At 66.8% G+C, this 13,899-nt stretch carries 13 protein-coding genes; 12 read left to right on the plus strand and 1 reads right to left on the minus strand.

From position 1 onward, the window contains the following. Positions 1 to 52: 52 nt before the first annotated feature. From BLS75_RS23770 to BLS75_RS23820, 11 genes are all read left to right on the plus strand, one after another. Positions 53 to 778 carry a hypothetical protein gene (locus tag BLS75_RS23770; protein ID WP_072443427.1) on the plus strand — a complete coding sequence of 242 codons (726 nt, stop codon included), beginning with the start codon at positions 53 to 55 and terminating at the stop codon, positions 776 to 778. 93 nt (positions 779 to 871) lie between these two features. After that, positions 872 to 1,519, plus strand: a complete 648-nt coding sequence (locus BLS75_RS23775) for a hypothetical protein (RefSeq protein WP_072451885.1) — start codon at positions 872 to 874, stop codon at positions 1,517 to 1,519. A gap of 45 nt (positions 1,520 to 1,564) precedes the next feature. Then, positions 1,565 to 2,584, plus strand: a complete 1,020-nt coding sequence (locus BLS75_RS23780; protein ID WP_072451886.1) for a beta-ketoacyl-ACP synthase 3 — start codon at positions 1,565 to 1,567, stop codon at positions 2,582 to 2,584. Further along, positions 2,584 to 3,591, plus strand: a complete 1,008-nt coding sequence (locus BLS75_RS23785) for an NAD-dependent epimerase/dehydratase family protein (RefSeq protein ID WP_072451887.1) — start codon at positions 2,584 to 2,586, stop codon at positions 3,589 to 3,591. Before BLS75_RS23780 ends, BLS75_RS23785 begins: the two co-directional genes overlap by 1 nt. Next, positions 3,588 to 4,442, plus strand: coding sequence for an MBL fold metallo-hydrolase (locus BLS75_RS23790; protein WP_072451888.1), 855 nt, complete (start codon positions 3,588 to 3,590; stop codon positions 4,440 to 4,442). The genes BLS75_RS23785 and BLS75_RS23790 overlap by 4 nt, the downstream gene beginning before the upstream one ends. Then, complete coding sequence (locus tag BLS75_RS23795) at positions 4,432 to 5,790, plus strand: F390 synthetase-related protein (RefSeq protein ID WP_072451889.1); 1,359 nt, start codon at positions 4,432 to 4,434, stop codon at positions 5,788 to 5,790. Before BLS75_RS23790 ends, BLS75_RS23795 begins: the two co-directional genes overlap by 11 nt. Next, positions 5,778 to 6,932 (plus strand): ATP-grasp domain-containing protein, encoded by a 1,155-nt coding sequence (locus BLS75_RS23800; RefSeq protein WP_072451890.1) that lies wholly within the window; start codon positions 5,778 to 5,780, stop codon positions 6,930 to 6,932. Before BLS75_RS23795 ends, BLS75_RS23800 begins: the two co-directional genes overlap by 13 nt. Further along, a complete protein-coding gene (locus BLS75_RS23805) occupies positions 6,929 to 8,068 on the plus strand; it encodes a hypothetical protein (protein ID WP_072451891.1) in 1,140 nt (379 codons plus the stop codon). The genes BLS75_RS23800 and BLS75_RS23805 overlap by 4 nt, the downstream gene beginning before the upstream one ends. Next, a complete protein-coding gene (locus BLS75_RS23810) occupies positions 8,065 to 9,081 on the plus strand; it encodes an aromatic ring-hydroxylating oxygenase subunit alpha (RefSeq protein WP_019094627.1) in 1,017 nt (338 codons plus the stop codon). Before BLS75_RS23805 ends, BLS75_RS23810 begins: the two co-directional genes overlap by 4 nt. A gap of 441 nt (positions 9,082 to 9,522) precedes the next feature. Continuing rightward, complete coding sequence (locus BLS75_RS23815) at positions 9,523 to 10,962, plus strand: alanine/glycine:cation symporter family protein (protein ID WP_011064304.1); 1,440 nt, start codon at positions 9,523 to 9,525, stop codon at positions 10,960 to 10,962. Between the two features lie 104 nt (positions 10,963 to 11,066). Beyond that, on the plus strand, positions 11,067 to 12,068 hold the full coding sequence (locus BLS75_RS23820) for an asparaginase (protein WP_072451892.1): 1,002 nt from the start codon (positions 11,067 to 11,069) through the stop codon (positions 12,066 to 12,068). Between the two features lie 72 nt (positions 12,069 to 12,140). Here BLS75_RS23820 and BLS75_RS23825 read toward each other — a convergent pair whose 3' ends face one another. After that, positions 12,141 to 12,686, minus strand: a complete 546-nt coding sequence (locus BLS75_RS23825) for a hypothetical protein (RefSeq protein WP_026020147.1) — start codon at positions 12,684 to 12,686, stop codon at positions 12,141 to 12,143. A gap of 198 nt (positions 12,687 to 12,884) precedes the next feature. On the opposite strand from BLS75_RS23825, the gene BLS75_RS23830 reads away from it, so the two are divergent. Continuing rightward, positions 12,885 to 13,877, plus strand: coding sequence for an AraC family transcriptional regulator (locus BLS75_RS23830; RefSeq protein WP_015637519.1), 993 nt, complete (start codon positions 12,885 to 12,887; stop codon positions 13,875 to 13,877). Positions 13,878 to 13,899: the final 22 nt, after the last annotated feature.

A 13,899-nucleotide genomic window follows, 5' to 3' on the forward strand; every position in this document is an offset into this window, starting at 1 on the left:
AGTGGATAATCGCCTCTCTCAAACATCCGCCATCCCCGAGGCACCGCAGTCGATGGACCCGACGCACACCCAAGCTCTGCAACAGCTACGCAAGCTGATCCCCATCGGCCTGCGCCATGCCCAGGCCCTGCTCGCCCGCTGCGCCAATAATCCGCAGCAAGCCGCCGAGTTCTACAAAGCCGAGCTGTTGCAGGTGCTGGTAGACAAATCCGGCCTGCCCCCCGAGCAAGCACGAGAACACTTGCTCAACGCCGGTTACGACCTGAACTGCGCCCTGCACGCTATAGAAGAAGCGCGCTTCACCCTGACCCAGCGCATCCTGCGCAAGCATCACCGGGACAAGGGCCAGGCCCTGGACCTGATCGCTCAGGCCATCGAAACCGCCGAGCAACTGCCGCGTCAGTACTGGCTGGATTTTCAGCGACTGGAACAACTGCCCCCGGCGCTGCGCTGCTTCATGGTGCTCCACGAGTGGCTGGCCTTCGAGGACTGGGAGGGTTTCGACAGCGCCCTGCACTTTCACCTGCCCCAGGCCATCGCTCAGTTCAGGTACCTGCAACTGGACGCCCTGGCGCACACCCTGGAACAGGCCGATCAGCGCCAGCAACAGGTGCGGGCCGCCCATGCTGCAAGCGACAGCGCCACCGAGCTGGCGGCTCGGGTCAATCAGGACCCGCTCTTCAACCGTTGCCAGGACAGTTATCGCCAACATCGAGCCCAGCTCGACGAGCGTCTGTTGGAGTGGGTGGAACAGCATCTGCCAGCATTTCCCGCCTGAGCGGCTCTGTCGCCGCTCATGCCACTCCTCGTCACACCCCAGAAGCCGGTAGACTGCCGCCCTCACCGAACACGGACCTCGGATTCAGCCCCCATGGAATTGCACTACCGCATCACCCCCGCCCACACCGAAGCCTGGATTGCCGAACCGCTGAAGCAGGAATTGCTCAAGGATGATCAGCAGCATGTCCGGGCCATGAGCACATTTGCCCGGTGGCAAAGCCGCTTTATCGGTCCCGTGATGTTCACCCTGTGTCTGATCGGCGGCTGCCTGTCGATCTATTTCCCCGAGCGGACCTTCACCCCGGAGAAGGTCATCGCCATGGTGGCGTTCGCCTTGATCTTCATCCCCCTGTGGTGGCGCTTTTCCGGGCGCTGGATCAAGCACCTGCAAGCCCGTATTGCCGCCACCCCGATCAAACCCCAAGCGCCGTTGCGCGGGTTGAGTCAGCGCCTGATCGAAACCCGCTTGCGGGCCGTCGAAGGCACCTATTGCCTGAACTTCGACGACCAGGGCTTCACCCTGCTCAACGCTCGCGGAGGTCAGAGCAGCCTGGCCTGGAAGCAGATCGCAAGCGTGCAGGAAATTCCCGACTTCTACCTCGTGGCGGACGCCGATATGGAGCGTCAAGGCGTGGCCTGCTTCATCGCCAAACACACTGACCTGATGCCCACCGAGGCCTACCAGCAGGGGCTGCAAGCCTTCCTGAGCCAATGCCCGGCGGCACTGCCAGCGCACTAACCGCCTCTCTCAACGCCAGCCCCGACGCCCACACACGGAATTTGCATGCACACATCAGCGTCCTCCCCTCGCCCGGCCCGCGCCCTGGCCATCCTCGGCACGGGCCATGCCCTGCCGCAGCGGGTAGTCACCAGTGCTGAACTGGACCGCCAGCTCGGCCTGGAAACCGGCAGCGTGGCGCGCATCAGCGGGGTGCAGCAGCGCCACGTCGCCGATCCTGCGGACACCGCCGCCAGCCTCGGCGCCAGCGCCGCGCGCCAGGCCCTGCACGCGGCGGGCCTGGCGCTGGATCAGTTGGACCTGATCGTCTGCGCCAGCGGCACCATGGATCAGGGCATGCCCTGCAATGCGGCGCTGCTGCAACGGGAGCTGGGCCTGGGGCAGTCGGGCATTGCGGCCATGGACATCAACGCCAGTTGCCTGGGCTTTATTGCCGCCCTGGACACCCTGTCCTGGCCGATCCAGGCCGGGCATTACCGGCGCGTGCTGCTGGTGTGCGCCGACATCGCCTCCTGCGGCCTGGACTGGCAGCAGGTGGAAGTCTGCGGCATCTTCGGCGACGGTGCGGCGGCGGTGGTGCTGGAGGCGGGCGACGGCGGCCCGAAGATCCTCGCCTCGCGCCTCAAGACCTACGCCGAAGGCGCCGCGCTGTGCCAGATCCCCGCCGGCGGTTCGCGCTTTCATCCGCGGCGCATCCAGGTGCCGTTCGAGCCCCTGACCAGTTTCACCATGCAGGGCAAAGGCGTGTTCCGCCTCGCGGCCAAGCACCTGCCCGAACTGCTGGACGATTTGCTGCAGCAAGCCGCACTGTCCCTTGCGCAGATCGACTGGATCATCCCCCATCAAGCTAGCCAACAGGCCATGCAGCATGCGGCCAAACGCCTGAGCCTGGGGCCGGAGAAAGTCATCGATATCTTTGCCCAGCATGGCAATCAGGTGGCGGCGTCCCTGCCCACCGCTCTGGATATCGCGGTGCGCGACGGGCGCATTCAACGCGGACAAACCCTGATGCTGATCGGCACCGGCGCGGGCCTGTCCCTCGGCGGCATGATCCTGGAGTACTGATGAAGATCCTGGTCACCGGCGGCACCGGTTTTATCGGACGGCATCTGGTCTGGAAGCTGGCCGCCGAAGGCTGCGAGGTGCAGTTCAGCGGGCGCAACCCCGAGGCGGCGGCGCAAGTCATTGCCCACAGCCCGGCGCCCGTGCGCTGGCTGCCCCTGGAGCACGGCAGCCCGTTGGCCAAACGCCTGCTGGCCGATGCCAGCCGCGAGCATGACGCCATCGTGCATTGCGCCGCCTTGTCTTCACCCTGGGGTTCGCCCCAAGCGTTTGCCCGGGCCAACCTCGACTCCACCGCCGAGGTGATCCACGCCTGCGGCAAGAACCGCATCCCGCGGCTGGTGCATATCTCCACCCCCAGCCTGTATTTCAATTTCAGTGATCGCCTGGGCATCCGCGAAGACCAGCCGCTGCCGCCACCGGTGAATGACTACGCCCGCAGCAAGGCCCAGGCCGAAACCCTGCTGGCAGACGCCAAATTGCCCGAATGCGTGATCCTGCGCCCCCGGGCGGTGTTCGGCCCCTGGGACGCAACCCTGATGCCGCGCCTGCTGCGGGTGATGCAACGGGGGGCGATTCCACTGATGCGCGGCGGCCAGGCACAGCTGGACCTGACCTGCGTCGACAATCTGGTGCACGCGGTGTGGCTGGCCCTGACCCGGCCCCTGCCGCGCCCGCTGTGCGTGTACAACCTGAGCAACGGCACACCCCTGGCCTTCAAGGACCTGCTGCAACAGATGGCCGAGCACTTCCGCCTGCCCCTGCGCACCCGTCGCCTGCCCTGGCCTCTAGTGCATGGCGTGGCGCGCCTGCTGGAGCTCAAGGCACGGCTGGGCAACGGCGCCGAACCCCTGATCACCCGCTACGGCGCAGGCGTCCTGGCCTTCAGTCAGACCCTGGACATCAGCGCCATCCAGCGCGAGCTGGGCTATCGCCCGGTGATCAGCCAGGACCAGGGCATCGCCCAGCACGCCCAATGGTGGCTGGCCCAACAGAGACAAAAACCATGAGCCGCAGCGTCAGCTTGAATATCCTCCGGGCCGGCTGGTGCCAGCACCTGGAATGCATGGCCGACCGTGGCGGGCGCCTGGCGCCGGTGCAGTTTCCGGCGCTGTGCGGGCTGATCCAGCACCCGGAGCACGGCTGGATTTTGTACGACACCGGCTACGCCGAGCACTTCTTCCAGGCCACCCGCGCCCTGCCCGAACGCCTGTACCGCAGCGCAGTGCCGGTGCAGTTGCCGGTGGTCGAGCAGCTGGGGGCGCAGCTGCATGAGCTGGGCATCGGCCCGGGGGATATCCGCCATGTGATCATTTCCCACTTCCACGCCGACCATATCGCCGGGCTGCGGGATTTTGCCAATGCGCGCTTTATCGCCCTTGAAGCCGATTACCGGCATATCGACAGCTTGCGCGGACAGCGTTGGCGCGCCACCCTTGGCGGCCATCTGCCGGGCTTGCTGCCGGACGACTTCAGCGCCCGCCTGCGCCTGGCCGAAGCCAGCCCCAACTGTGCGCTGCCAAGCTGGATGGCGCCCTTCGAGCAAGGCCTGGACCTGTTCGGCGATGGCAGCCTGATCGGCGTGCCGCTACCGGGGCACAGCGCCGGCCAGCTGGGCCTGTTCATCCCCGATGCCCAGGGCCGGCCGGTGTTCCTGGTGGCCGACGCCTGCTGGTCGGTGCCGGCCTGCCGCGCCGAGCGCCTGCCCGCTGCACCGGCACTGTGGTTTGCCAGCGCCGACCGTCAGCAATACGTGCGCACCTACAGCGGCCTGGGCCAGCTGATTCGCCGCGAACCGGCGGTGGCGGTGCTGCCGTCCCATTGCACCCAGGCCTGGGAGGCGTTCGCCAATGAACAGTGAGCGCCTGCTGGGTACCCTGCGCAGTATTGGCGCCTTCGTGTTCAGCCGCTACGCCCTGCGCTTTCGCCGCCGTGAGCGGCTGGAAGCCTGGCAGGCCCGGCGCCTGCGGCACTTCATGGCCAAAGTCCTGCCCCGTGGCCAGCGCTTTGCGGGGCTGGGCAACAGCGACCTGCACAGCTTGCCGCTCATGGACAAAGCCACCCTGATGAGCGAGTTCGCTGCCTTCAACACCCGCGCCCTGGGCCTGGAACAAGTGTTGCCGGTGGCCCTGCAGGCGGAGCGTTCCCGGGACTTCAGTCCGACCCTGGGGGACATCACCGTGGGCCTGTCCAGCGGCACCTCGGGGGCTCAGGGGGTGTTCCTGGTCAGCAGCGTGGAACGCCAACGCTGGGCCGGCATCCTGCTGGCGCGCACCCTGCCCCGGGCGCTGCTGCCGCGGCTGCTGTGCCCCTGGCTGGCGCCGCTGCGGATCGCCTTCTTCCTCCGGGCCAATAGCCGCCTGTACACCACCCTGGCCAGCCGCCGTATCGACTTCGCCTTTCATGACCTGACCCTGGGCCTGGCCGCGTCCCTGCAACGCCTCAACCAGCAGCATCCGGACGTGCTGGTGGCCCCGGCCACGGTGCTGCGGGGGCTGGCCCAGGCGGCCCTGGCCGGGCAGCTGACGATCCGCCCACGGCACATCCTGTCGGTGGCCGAAGTGCTGGAAAGCACCGACGCCGAGCTGGTCCAGCAAGCCTTCGGGCGCAAGCCGCAGCAGATCTATCAGGCCAGTGAAGGCTTTCTCGGCTACACCTGCGAGGCCGGCACCCTGCACCTGAATGAAAGCCACCTGCACATCGAGCCGCAATGGCTGGACCCTGAGCGCACGCGCTTCCAGCCGATCATCACCGACTTTTCCCGGCGTACGCAGCTGATCGTGCGTTATCGCCTCAACGACATCCTGCGGGTGGCCAGCGCGCCCTGCCCCTGTGGCCGTGCGGAGCGGGCCATCGCCGCCGTGGAAGGCCGCGCCGACGAGATCCTCTGGCTGCCCCGGCTCGACGGCCAGCAGCTGGCACCGCTCTACCCTGACGTATTGCGCCGGGCCCTGCTGATGCTCGGGGCGGAACTGGAGGAGTACCAGATTCACCAGCGCGGGCTGCTCTGGCAGGCCAACCTGCGTACCTCGGGCGACTACCACGGGCTGTGCCAGCGCTTGAGCGAAGCCCTGGCCGAACTCTGCGCGCAACAAGCGCTGCAGGCGCCGCAGCTGAGCTTCGGCCACTGGCAGGCACCACCGCCACAAACAAAAAGACGCCGCCTGCTGATGCTGCAACTACCCGAGGGACTGCCATGCGTGTATTGATTCTCGGCGCCCGGGCCCCGGCCTGCCTGGAGTGGGCCCGGGCCTTTGGCCAAGCCGGCTGGACGGTGACCGTGGCCGACTCCCTGGCCCAACCCCTGAGTCGCTTCAGCCGCGCCGCCGAGCACTTCGTGCGCCTGCCGGAGCCGCGCCACGACCCGGATGCCTGGATCGAAGCCCTGGCCGGGGTCATCCGCCAACAGGCCATCGACCTGCTGCTGCCCACCTGCGAAGAGGTGTTCTACCTGGCCCACGGCCTGGAGCGCCTGCGGCCTTTGTGTCGGGTGTTCACCAGCGACTTCGAGCTGCTGCACCGCCTGCATCACAAGGGCGATTTTGCTGCCATGACCCAGGGCTGGGACGTGGCCGCGCCGCCGACCCGGGCGCTGTATGACCTGGCTGCGGTGCAGGCGCTGGCGGCGGAGCACGACGCCCTGGTGTTCAAGCCGGCCTATTCGCGCTTCGCTTCCCAGACCCTGATCCGCCCGAGCCCGGCGCATCTGGCAAAAGTCCGGCCCAGCGCCGAGGCGCCCTGGGTGGCCCAGCAGTTTGTCCCCGGCCAGGAGTACTGCAGCTTCAGTGTGCTGGTGGACGGCCAGTTGCGCGCCCACAGCAGCTATCAGCCGCGCTACCGGGTCGGGCGCGGCTCGGGGATCTACTTCCATAGCTGCGCTCCGGCGCCGATCCGTGCGTTTCTGGAACAGTTCGGCCAGGCCACCGGCTACACCGGGCAGGTGGGTTTCGACTTCATCGAAGACCAGCAGGGCCGCTTCCATGTCCTGGAGTGCAACCCCAGGGCCACTAGCGGCGTGCACCTGTTCGACGACCAGCGCGTGCAGTTGGTAGCGGCGCTGGGCAGCGAAGCCGACGCAGCGCTGGAGGCGACCCTGGAACCCCGGATGATCGCCCTGGCCATGCTGCTTCTGGCGGCGCCGCAACGGGCCTTGAGCCGCACGTTCTGGCACGACTACCAACAAGCCCGGGACGTGATCGTCCAGGACGGCGATCGCGGCCCGCTGACCGCCCAGTTGCTGAGCCTGAGCGAGATCATCGGCCGCGCCCTGACCCGCCGTTGCGGGCTGCTGGCCGCCTCCACCGCCGATATCGAGTGGAACGGCCAACCCCTGGGAGCGCCGCGCCCATGAAGCTGTTGCTGCCCGAGCAACTGGCCCTTGAGCCCCCGAGCGCCGGCGACAGCCACGCCCGGCAGTACGTGCGCACCTGCGCCGGCGGCGCGCTGATCGGCAACGTCAGCACCGCCCTGGCCCTGCTGGACACCGGCCGCCAGCAGTTCCCGGTGAGCGTCAACCACGGCCACGACCCTGTGGATAACTGCTACGTGGTCTCGCCGCAAACCGCCTACAGCGGCTATGCCCGGGAAGAACTGCAGCGCCTGAAACGGCCCTGGCTGGCGTGGCCCTTGAGGCTGCTGACCCAGGGCGTGGACCGGCTCCTGAGCGCGGCCAAGGTCGACCGTTTGGTGCAGATCAATAACTGGCTGCTGTCGACCAACCTCTACCCGGCCGACTGGGATGGTTCGGATTTGCCGGCGATCACCGAACTGCTGCGCCGGCAGTTTCCCGACCACGGCTTTGGCTTTCGCTCGCTCAACGACTTCAGCAACCTCGCACTGCGCAAGCGCCTGCAAGCCCTGGGCTACCTGGCGATTCCCAGCCGTCAGGTGTACCTGTTCGACGGCCGCGAGGGCGAAAATTCAGCCTTCCTGCGCCACCACAACACCCGCCTGGACGCCACCCTGCTGCGCCGCAGCCCGTATACGGTGGTGCCCGGCAGCGAGCTGAGCGAGGCCGACTTCCAGCGCATCGAGCAGCTGTACAACCTGCTCTACCTGGACAAATACAGCCGCCTGAACCCCCACTACAGCGCCCACTGGCTGCAACGCGGGCAGGCCGAAGGCTGGCTGCAGGTGCGCGCCCTGCGCAACGCCGAAGGGCGCATTGACGGCGCCTTGGGCTGGTTCGCCAACAGCGCGCTGATCAGCACCCCCATCGTCGGCTACGACACCGCCCTGCCCCAGCGCACCGGCCTGTACCGGCAACTGACCAGGCTGTGCCTGCAAGAGGCGGTAAACCGCCGTCAGGTGCTCAACTTCAGCTCCGGCGCCGCCGCCTTCAAGCGCCTGCGCGGCGGCCAGCCCGAAATCGAATACAGCCTGATCCACGTCGCCCACCTGCCCTGGTCGCGGCGCCTGGTGTGGCAACTGATGGGCCTGCTGCTGCAACGAATCGGCGTACCGCTGATGAGGAAGCTCAAACTGTGAACAGTCACGCGGGCTGGTGGCCCGTCGCCCTGAGCCGGCAGCTGCAACGCCAACCTCTGGCCTGCACTCTGCACGGCGTACCGCTGGTGCTGTTTCGCGATGCCGACGGCGCCGCCGCCGTGCTGCCGGACCGCTGCCCCCACCGCTTTGCGCCACTGAGCGCCGGGCGGGTGCGCGACGGGCAGCTCCAGTGCCCCTACCACGGCTGGCGCTTCGACCCCCAGGGCCGTTGCACTCAGCTGCCCGGCCAGGAGCAGCAGCGGTGCAGCCAGCCCTTGCTACAACCCCTGCACAGCTGCGAAGCCCAGGGGCTGGTGTGGGCCAGCCTCGCCAGCGAGCGGCCGAATGCCCCGCCGGTGGCCGCCGCCGAGCAGGCCCAGGCCCTGGATGTGTTCTGGATCAGCGACCGGGTGCAGTGCAGCTTGCAGGACGCTGCGGAGAACTTCCTCGACGGTTTCCACACCCATTTCGTGCATGCCGGCTGGATTCGCCACGATCGCCAGCGCCAGCGGATTCGTGCCTGGGTGCATCAGCTCGAAGACGGGGTTGAAGCGCAGTACAGCGAAGAAGGCACCCAATCCGGGCTGATATCGCGGCTGTTCGAAGGCGAACGCGGTCTCAGCATGGGGCGCTTTCGCCTGCCGGGGCTGGCGGAAATCGAATACCGCGACCGTCAGGGCCGGCTCAACCTGCTGGTCAGCGCCTGGCTCAGCCCGGCCGCCGAGGGCGAACTGCGCCTGTTCGCCCGCATCGCCACGGCCCGCGGGCGCCTGCCGGGTTGGCTCAAGCGCGCTGTGCTGCAACCCTTGTTCAAGGTGATCCTCAAGCAGGACCGGCAGATCCTGGAAAAAGTCAGCGCCAACCAGCAGCGCTTTGCCCGGGTGCCGCTGCGCTGGCACCGGCCCACCCCTCTGGACAGCTCGCTGGATCTGCTGGGGCCGTGGATTCGGCAATTACTGGAACAAGGTGAACTGAAGGACTTCCAAGAACGCCGAGAGGAATTCTGGCTGTAATCCCGTAGGAGCCGGCTTGCCGGCGAACAGGCCCTCAAGACCGGCGCCGCTCAAACGGGCCCCTTCGCTGGCAAGCCAGCTCCTACGGTTGGCAACAGTATCGCGAGGATGATGCGGGCCCCTTGGGGCCCCTGTTCGCGGGGTTTTGCGGGGCGCGACAAGAACCGATTCAGCCCCCCGTACAGCCTGCCGTTCCTCGGCTCGACGCGCTACATGCAGACGGCGAGCCCGCGCACCGGTATAGTGCGCCCCCTCTTCACGTGGACAGCCGTCGGTAACGAGGCTCAAACCCACGGGAAACCCGAACTAATAACAACCCGCGAATAGAGAACCGGGACGAACAATCGCCCCACCGCTTTGCCGTGCGTGCAATCAGCGGTGTAACAGAATGTTTCCGTCTGCTCTGCTTTTGCCTACACAAAAAACAGCGAGGAATAATCCATGCTCGAAGTCATCAACGACTTCCTCTCAGGGAAAGTGCTGATCGTGCTCATTGTCGGGCTCGGCAGCTACTTCACGATCCGCTCGCGTTTCGTTCAATTGCGCCACTTCCTCCACATGTTCGCGGTGTTCCGCGACAGCCTGAAAAGCAGCGGCGGCCAGCTCAGCTCGTTCCAGGCGTTGATGCTCAGCCTCGCCGGCCGGGTCGGCGCGGGCAACATTGCAGGCGTCGGCATCGCCGTGACCCTGGGTGGCCCGGGCGCGGTGTTCTGGATGTGGGTGACCGCACTGGTCGGCATGTCCAGCAGCTTCTTCGAATGCACCCTGGCCCAGGTCTACAAACGCGCCGACGGCGACGGCCTGTACCGCGGCGGCCCGGCCTACTACATCGAGCACGGCCTGAAGCGCAAAGGCATGGCGGTGGTGTTCTCCATCCTGCTGCTGGTCACCTACGGCTTCGCCTTCATCGGCCTGCAGTCCTACACCGTGACGCACTCGCTGCAGGACGCCTTTGCCTTCGACCCAAGCCACACCGGCATCGTCCTGGCGGTGCTGCTGGCCATCACCTTCATCGGCGGCATCAAGCGCATCGCCGCAGTGTCCGACCTGCTGGTCCCGATCAAGACCCTGGCCTATATCGCCGTGACCCTGTACGTGATCGGCACCCAGATCGAACAAGTGCCGGCCATGCTGGAGACCATCATCAAGAGCGCCTTCGGCCTCGACCCGGCCTTCGGCGGCCTGCTCGGCAGCGCCATCGTCATGGGCGTGAAGCGTGGCGTGTTCGCCAACGAAGCGGGCCTGGGCAGTGCGCCCAACGTCGCTGCCGTGGCCGCCGTGAAGCACCCGGGCGCCCAGGGCGTGGTCCAGGCCTTCAGCGTGTTCCTCGACACCTTCGTGATCTGCACCTGCACCGCGCTGCTGATCCTGCTGTCGGGCTTCTACACCCCGGGCTTCGAAGGCGACGGCATTGTTCTGACCCAGAACTCGCTGGCCGCCGTGGTCGGTGACTGGGGTCGCCTGTTCGTCAGCGTCGCGCTGTCGCTGTTCGTCTTCACCTGCATCCTCTACAACTACTACCTGGGCGAGAACAGCCTGCAGTTCCTCACCCGCAACCGCACCGTGCTGATGCTGTTCCGCGGCCTGGTGCTGGCGCTGGTGGTATGGGGTTCGATGCAGGACCTTTCGACCGTGTTCGCCTTCGCCGACATCACCATGACCTGCCTGGCCTTCGTCAACCTGGTGGCCCTGGCCATGCTGTTCAAGGTCGGCCTGCGGGTGATGCGCGACTACGACGAGCAGCGCCGCGCCGGCGTCGCCCAGCCGGTGTTCGACTCGCGCAAGTTCGCCGATCTGGACCTGGACCTGAAGGCCTGGCCCGCCGAACCCTCGGCCACCGCCGAGGCCGAGCCGCAAGGCGTGCCCGCAGCGCAACGCTGACGGGTGAACGACGGGCGCATCCTCTGCACCCGTCGGTTACAGTGCGATAAATGTGCGAGCGGGCTTGCCCGCTCCCACAGGTACTCACCGTTTCGGAGAATCCCATGACCCCTTCGACCTACCCTGGCGCCCAGCACGTCATGGTGCTCTACACCGGCGGCACCATCGGCATGCAGGCCAGCGCCGACGGCCTGGCCCCGGCCTCGGGTTTCGACGTGCGCATGCGCGCCTACCTCGACAGCCAGCCCGGGCTGGTGCTGCCGGCCTGGCGCTTTCGCGAGATGGCGCCGCTGATCGACAGCGCCAACATGACCCCCGACTACTGGCAGCGCCTGCGTGAAGCGGTGGTCGAAGCCGTGGACCAGGGCTGCGACAGCGTGCTGATCCTCCATGGCACCGATACCCTGGCCTACAGCGCCGCCGCCATGAGCTTCCAGTTGCTGGGCCTGCCGGCGCCCGTGGTGTTCACCGGCTCGATGCTGCCGGCCGGCGTGTCCGACAGCGATGCCTGGGAAAACCTCAGCGGCGCCCTGTCAGCCCTGGGCCAGGGCCTGGCCCCGGGGGTGCACCTGTACTTCCACGGCGAGCTGCTGGCACCGACCCGCTGCGCGAAAATCCGCAGCTTCGGCCGTCACCCGTTCGCCGCCCTGAAGCGCAATGGCGGCGGCGCCAGGGCCGAGGCGATTCCCGCCGGGCTGGATTACCGCCAAGCCAGGCAACTGGCCAAGGTCGGCGTGCTGCCCCTGTTCCCCGGCATCGGCGCCGAGCTGCTGGACGGTGTGCTCGACAGCGGCATCCAGGCCCTGGTCCTGGAATGCTTCGGCAGTGGCACCGGGCCCAGCGACAACCCGGCGTTCCTGGCCAGTCTCAAGCGCGCACAGCAGCAAGGCATCGTGGTGGTGGCGGTGACCCAGTGCCATGAAGGCGGCGTCGAGCTGGACATCTACGAAGCCGGCAGCCGCCTGCGCGGCGTGGGCGTGCTGTCCGGTGGCGGCATGACTCGCGAAGCGGCGTTCGGCAAGCTCAATGCGCTGCTCGGTGCCGGGCTGGAAAGCGCCGAAGTGCGGCGCCTGGTCGAACTCGATCTGTGTGGCGAGTTGAGCTGAAGCTCGCGCTCGGGAGCCGGTGGCTACTGCGGTAGCTGCCGGCTCGACGACGAGCAAGGGGTGGCTGTCAGGTTACTTTTTGACCGAGTAATCCTGGCCCCAGACCCGCACCGAACTCGAGCTCTCGATCGGCCCTTCAAACACGAACTTCTGCCGCACTGCTGCCTTGGCCGGGATGGTGACTTCGTCCGGGTTGTCGAGGCTGACAGTCAGGTTGTTGGCGTAACCGTCCTGGTCGATCGCCAGCAGGGCGCCGGTCTGCTTGAGGTTGATCAGCCGCAACTGGCTGTCGCTGCTGTTCTTGAAACCCAGGGTGACGTTGAAGCTGTCGCCGACGGCTTCGGTCTTCAATACCTGGACCTCAACGCGGCCTTTCATTTGCTCACGGGAGGAAATGATCGACGCACCGTCGACGCCTTGCGCCGATTGGCGACCATCGAGCACACCTTCGCTGACGCCGCCCAAGAGGTTCTTGCCTGCCGAGATGGCTGACGAGACGGCTGACTTGGCAGAGTCCTTGATGGTGCTTTCGCTGCCTGGCTCAGCCTCGGCCAGGCACAGCGAACTCAGGAGCAAGCCGGACACCAGAAGCAGGGAACGCGCAGGAATGAGGGTCATACATAGTCCTTTATCGGGGTTGCTGCACCGCCACCTCAGGCGGTGAATGGCAGGCAGGTTGCACCAATCGATGCGCCAAGTCACTAGCCACACAACGCCGGGAATGCCGCATGTCGCTGGCCGGCAAACCGCAGGCCTGATCGCGGGCGGCATGCAACTTGCTCCGGTTAAGGGTCTTTCCCAGGCTGGAATCTGCGCATGCTGCACTCGCACCTCACCACCCTCAATGCGGTTTCCCTGATCCTCAATACCTTCAAGGACCAGGGCCAGGCCGGCGGCGCGCTGTTGGCCGGCAGCGGTATAAACCCCGCCGACCTGAGCCGCGCCGACACTCGCATCACCACCAACCAGGAAATGCTGGTGTGCGCCAACGCCGTGGCCTTGCAACGGGACATCGGCCTGGAACTGGGCCGGCGCATGCACGTTTCCTCCTACGGCATGCTCGGCTATGCCCTGCTCACCAGTGCCACCTTAGGTGACGCTTTGCGCCTGGCGCTGCGCTATCCGGCGCTGATGGGAACACTTTTCGAACTGAGCCTGGAAACCGACGGTTCGCGCATCTGGCTGACCGCCGCCGACTACCGCGAAAGCCCGGCCCTGGCCGCGTTCAATACCGAGTTCTGCCTGGTATCGCTGAAGGTCATCTGCGACGACCTGCTGGGCCACGCCCTGCCGCTACTGGGCGCACGCTTCGACTACCCGGCCCCGGACTATCAGCAACGCTACCGCGAGCCTTTCGACTGCCCGCTGCAATTCAACGCCAGCAGCAACGCCTTCGCCTTCGACCAGCGCTGGCTGGACCAACCCCTGCCCCTGGCGGACGTGATCACCCACCAGGCCATGGCCGAACGCTGCCGCAAGCAGAACACCGAGTTCACCGGGCGCCAGGCCTGGCTGGGGCGCATCCGCCAGTTGCTGGCGGCGCAGCTGGACGCCGCACCGGGCCTGGAAGGGCTGGCGGAACAGATGAACTGCTCGGCCCGGACCCTGCGCCGCCACCTGCGGGACCTGGGGTGCAGCTATCAGGAACTGCTGGACGAGCTGCGCTTCGAGCGCGCCAAGCAGATGCTCTGCGAAGACCAGATGCCCATCTACCGCATCGCCGAGGCCCTGGGCTTCAGCGAAACCGCGAGCTTTCGCCATGCTTTCATCCGCTGGAGCGGCGTGGCGCCGAGCCAGTTCCGGCCCTGACAAAAACCCCGGCACAACGCTG

The sequence above is a fragment of the Pseudomonas sp. NFPP12 genome (assembly GCF_900103205.1).
Lineage (GTDB): Bacteria > Pseudomonadota > Gammaproteobacteria > Pseudomonadales > Pseudomonadaceae > Aquipseudomonas > Aquipseudomonas protegens.

Coding starts and splice junctions, on each gene's coding strand:
- BLS75_RS23770 (WP_072443427.1), top strand. CDS start 53: ATGGACCCGACGCACACCCAAGCTCTGCAACAGCTACGCAAGCTGATC.
- BLS75_RS23775 (WP_072451885.1), top strand. CDS start 872: ATGGAATTGCACTACCGCATCACCCCCGCCCACACCGAAGCCTGGATT.
- BLS75_RS23780 (WP_072451886.1), top strand. CDS start 1,565: ATGCACACATCAGCGTCCTCCCCTCGCCCGGCCCGCGCCCTGGCCATC.
- BLS75_RS23785 (WP_072451887.1), top strand. CDS start 2,584: ATGAAGATCCTGGTCACCGGCGGCACCGGTTTTATCGGACGGCATCTG.
- BLS75_RS23790 (WP_072451888.1), top strand. CDS start 3,588: ATGAGCCGCAGCGTCAGCTTGAATATCCTCCGGGCCGGCTGGTGCCAG.
- BLS75_RS23795 (WP_072451889.1), top strand. CDS start 4,432: ATGAACAGTGAGCGCCTGCTGGGTACCCTGCGCAGTATTGGCGCCTTC.
- BLS75_RS23800 (WP_072451890.1), top strand. CDS start 5,778: ATGCGTGTATTGATTCTCGGCGCCCGGGCCCCGGCCTGCCTGGAGTGG.
- BLS75_RS23805 (WP_072451891.1), top strand. CDS start 6,929: ATGAAGCTGTTGCTGCCCGAGCAACTGGCCCTTGAGCCCCCGAGCGCC.
- BLS75_RS23815 (WP_011064304.1), top strand. CDS start 9,523: ATGCTCGAAGTCATCAACGACTTCCTCTCAGGGAAAGTGCTGATCGTG.
- BLS75_RS23820 (WP_072451892.1), top strand. CDS start 11,067: ATGACCCCTTCGACCTACCCTGGCGCCCAGCACGTCATGGTGCTCTAC.
- BLS75_RS23825 (WP_026020147.1), bottom strand. CDS start 12,686: ATGACCCTCATTCCTGCGCGTTCCCTGCTTCTGGTGTCCGGCTTGCTC.
- BLS75_RS23830 (WP_015637519.1), top strand. CDS start 12,885: ATGCTGCACTCGCACCTCACCACCCTCAATGCGGTTTCCCTGATCCTC.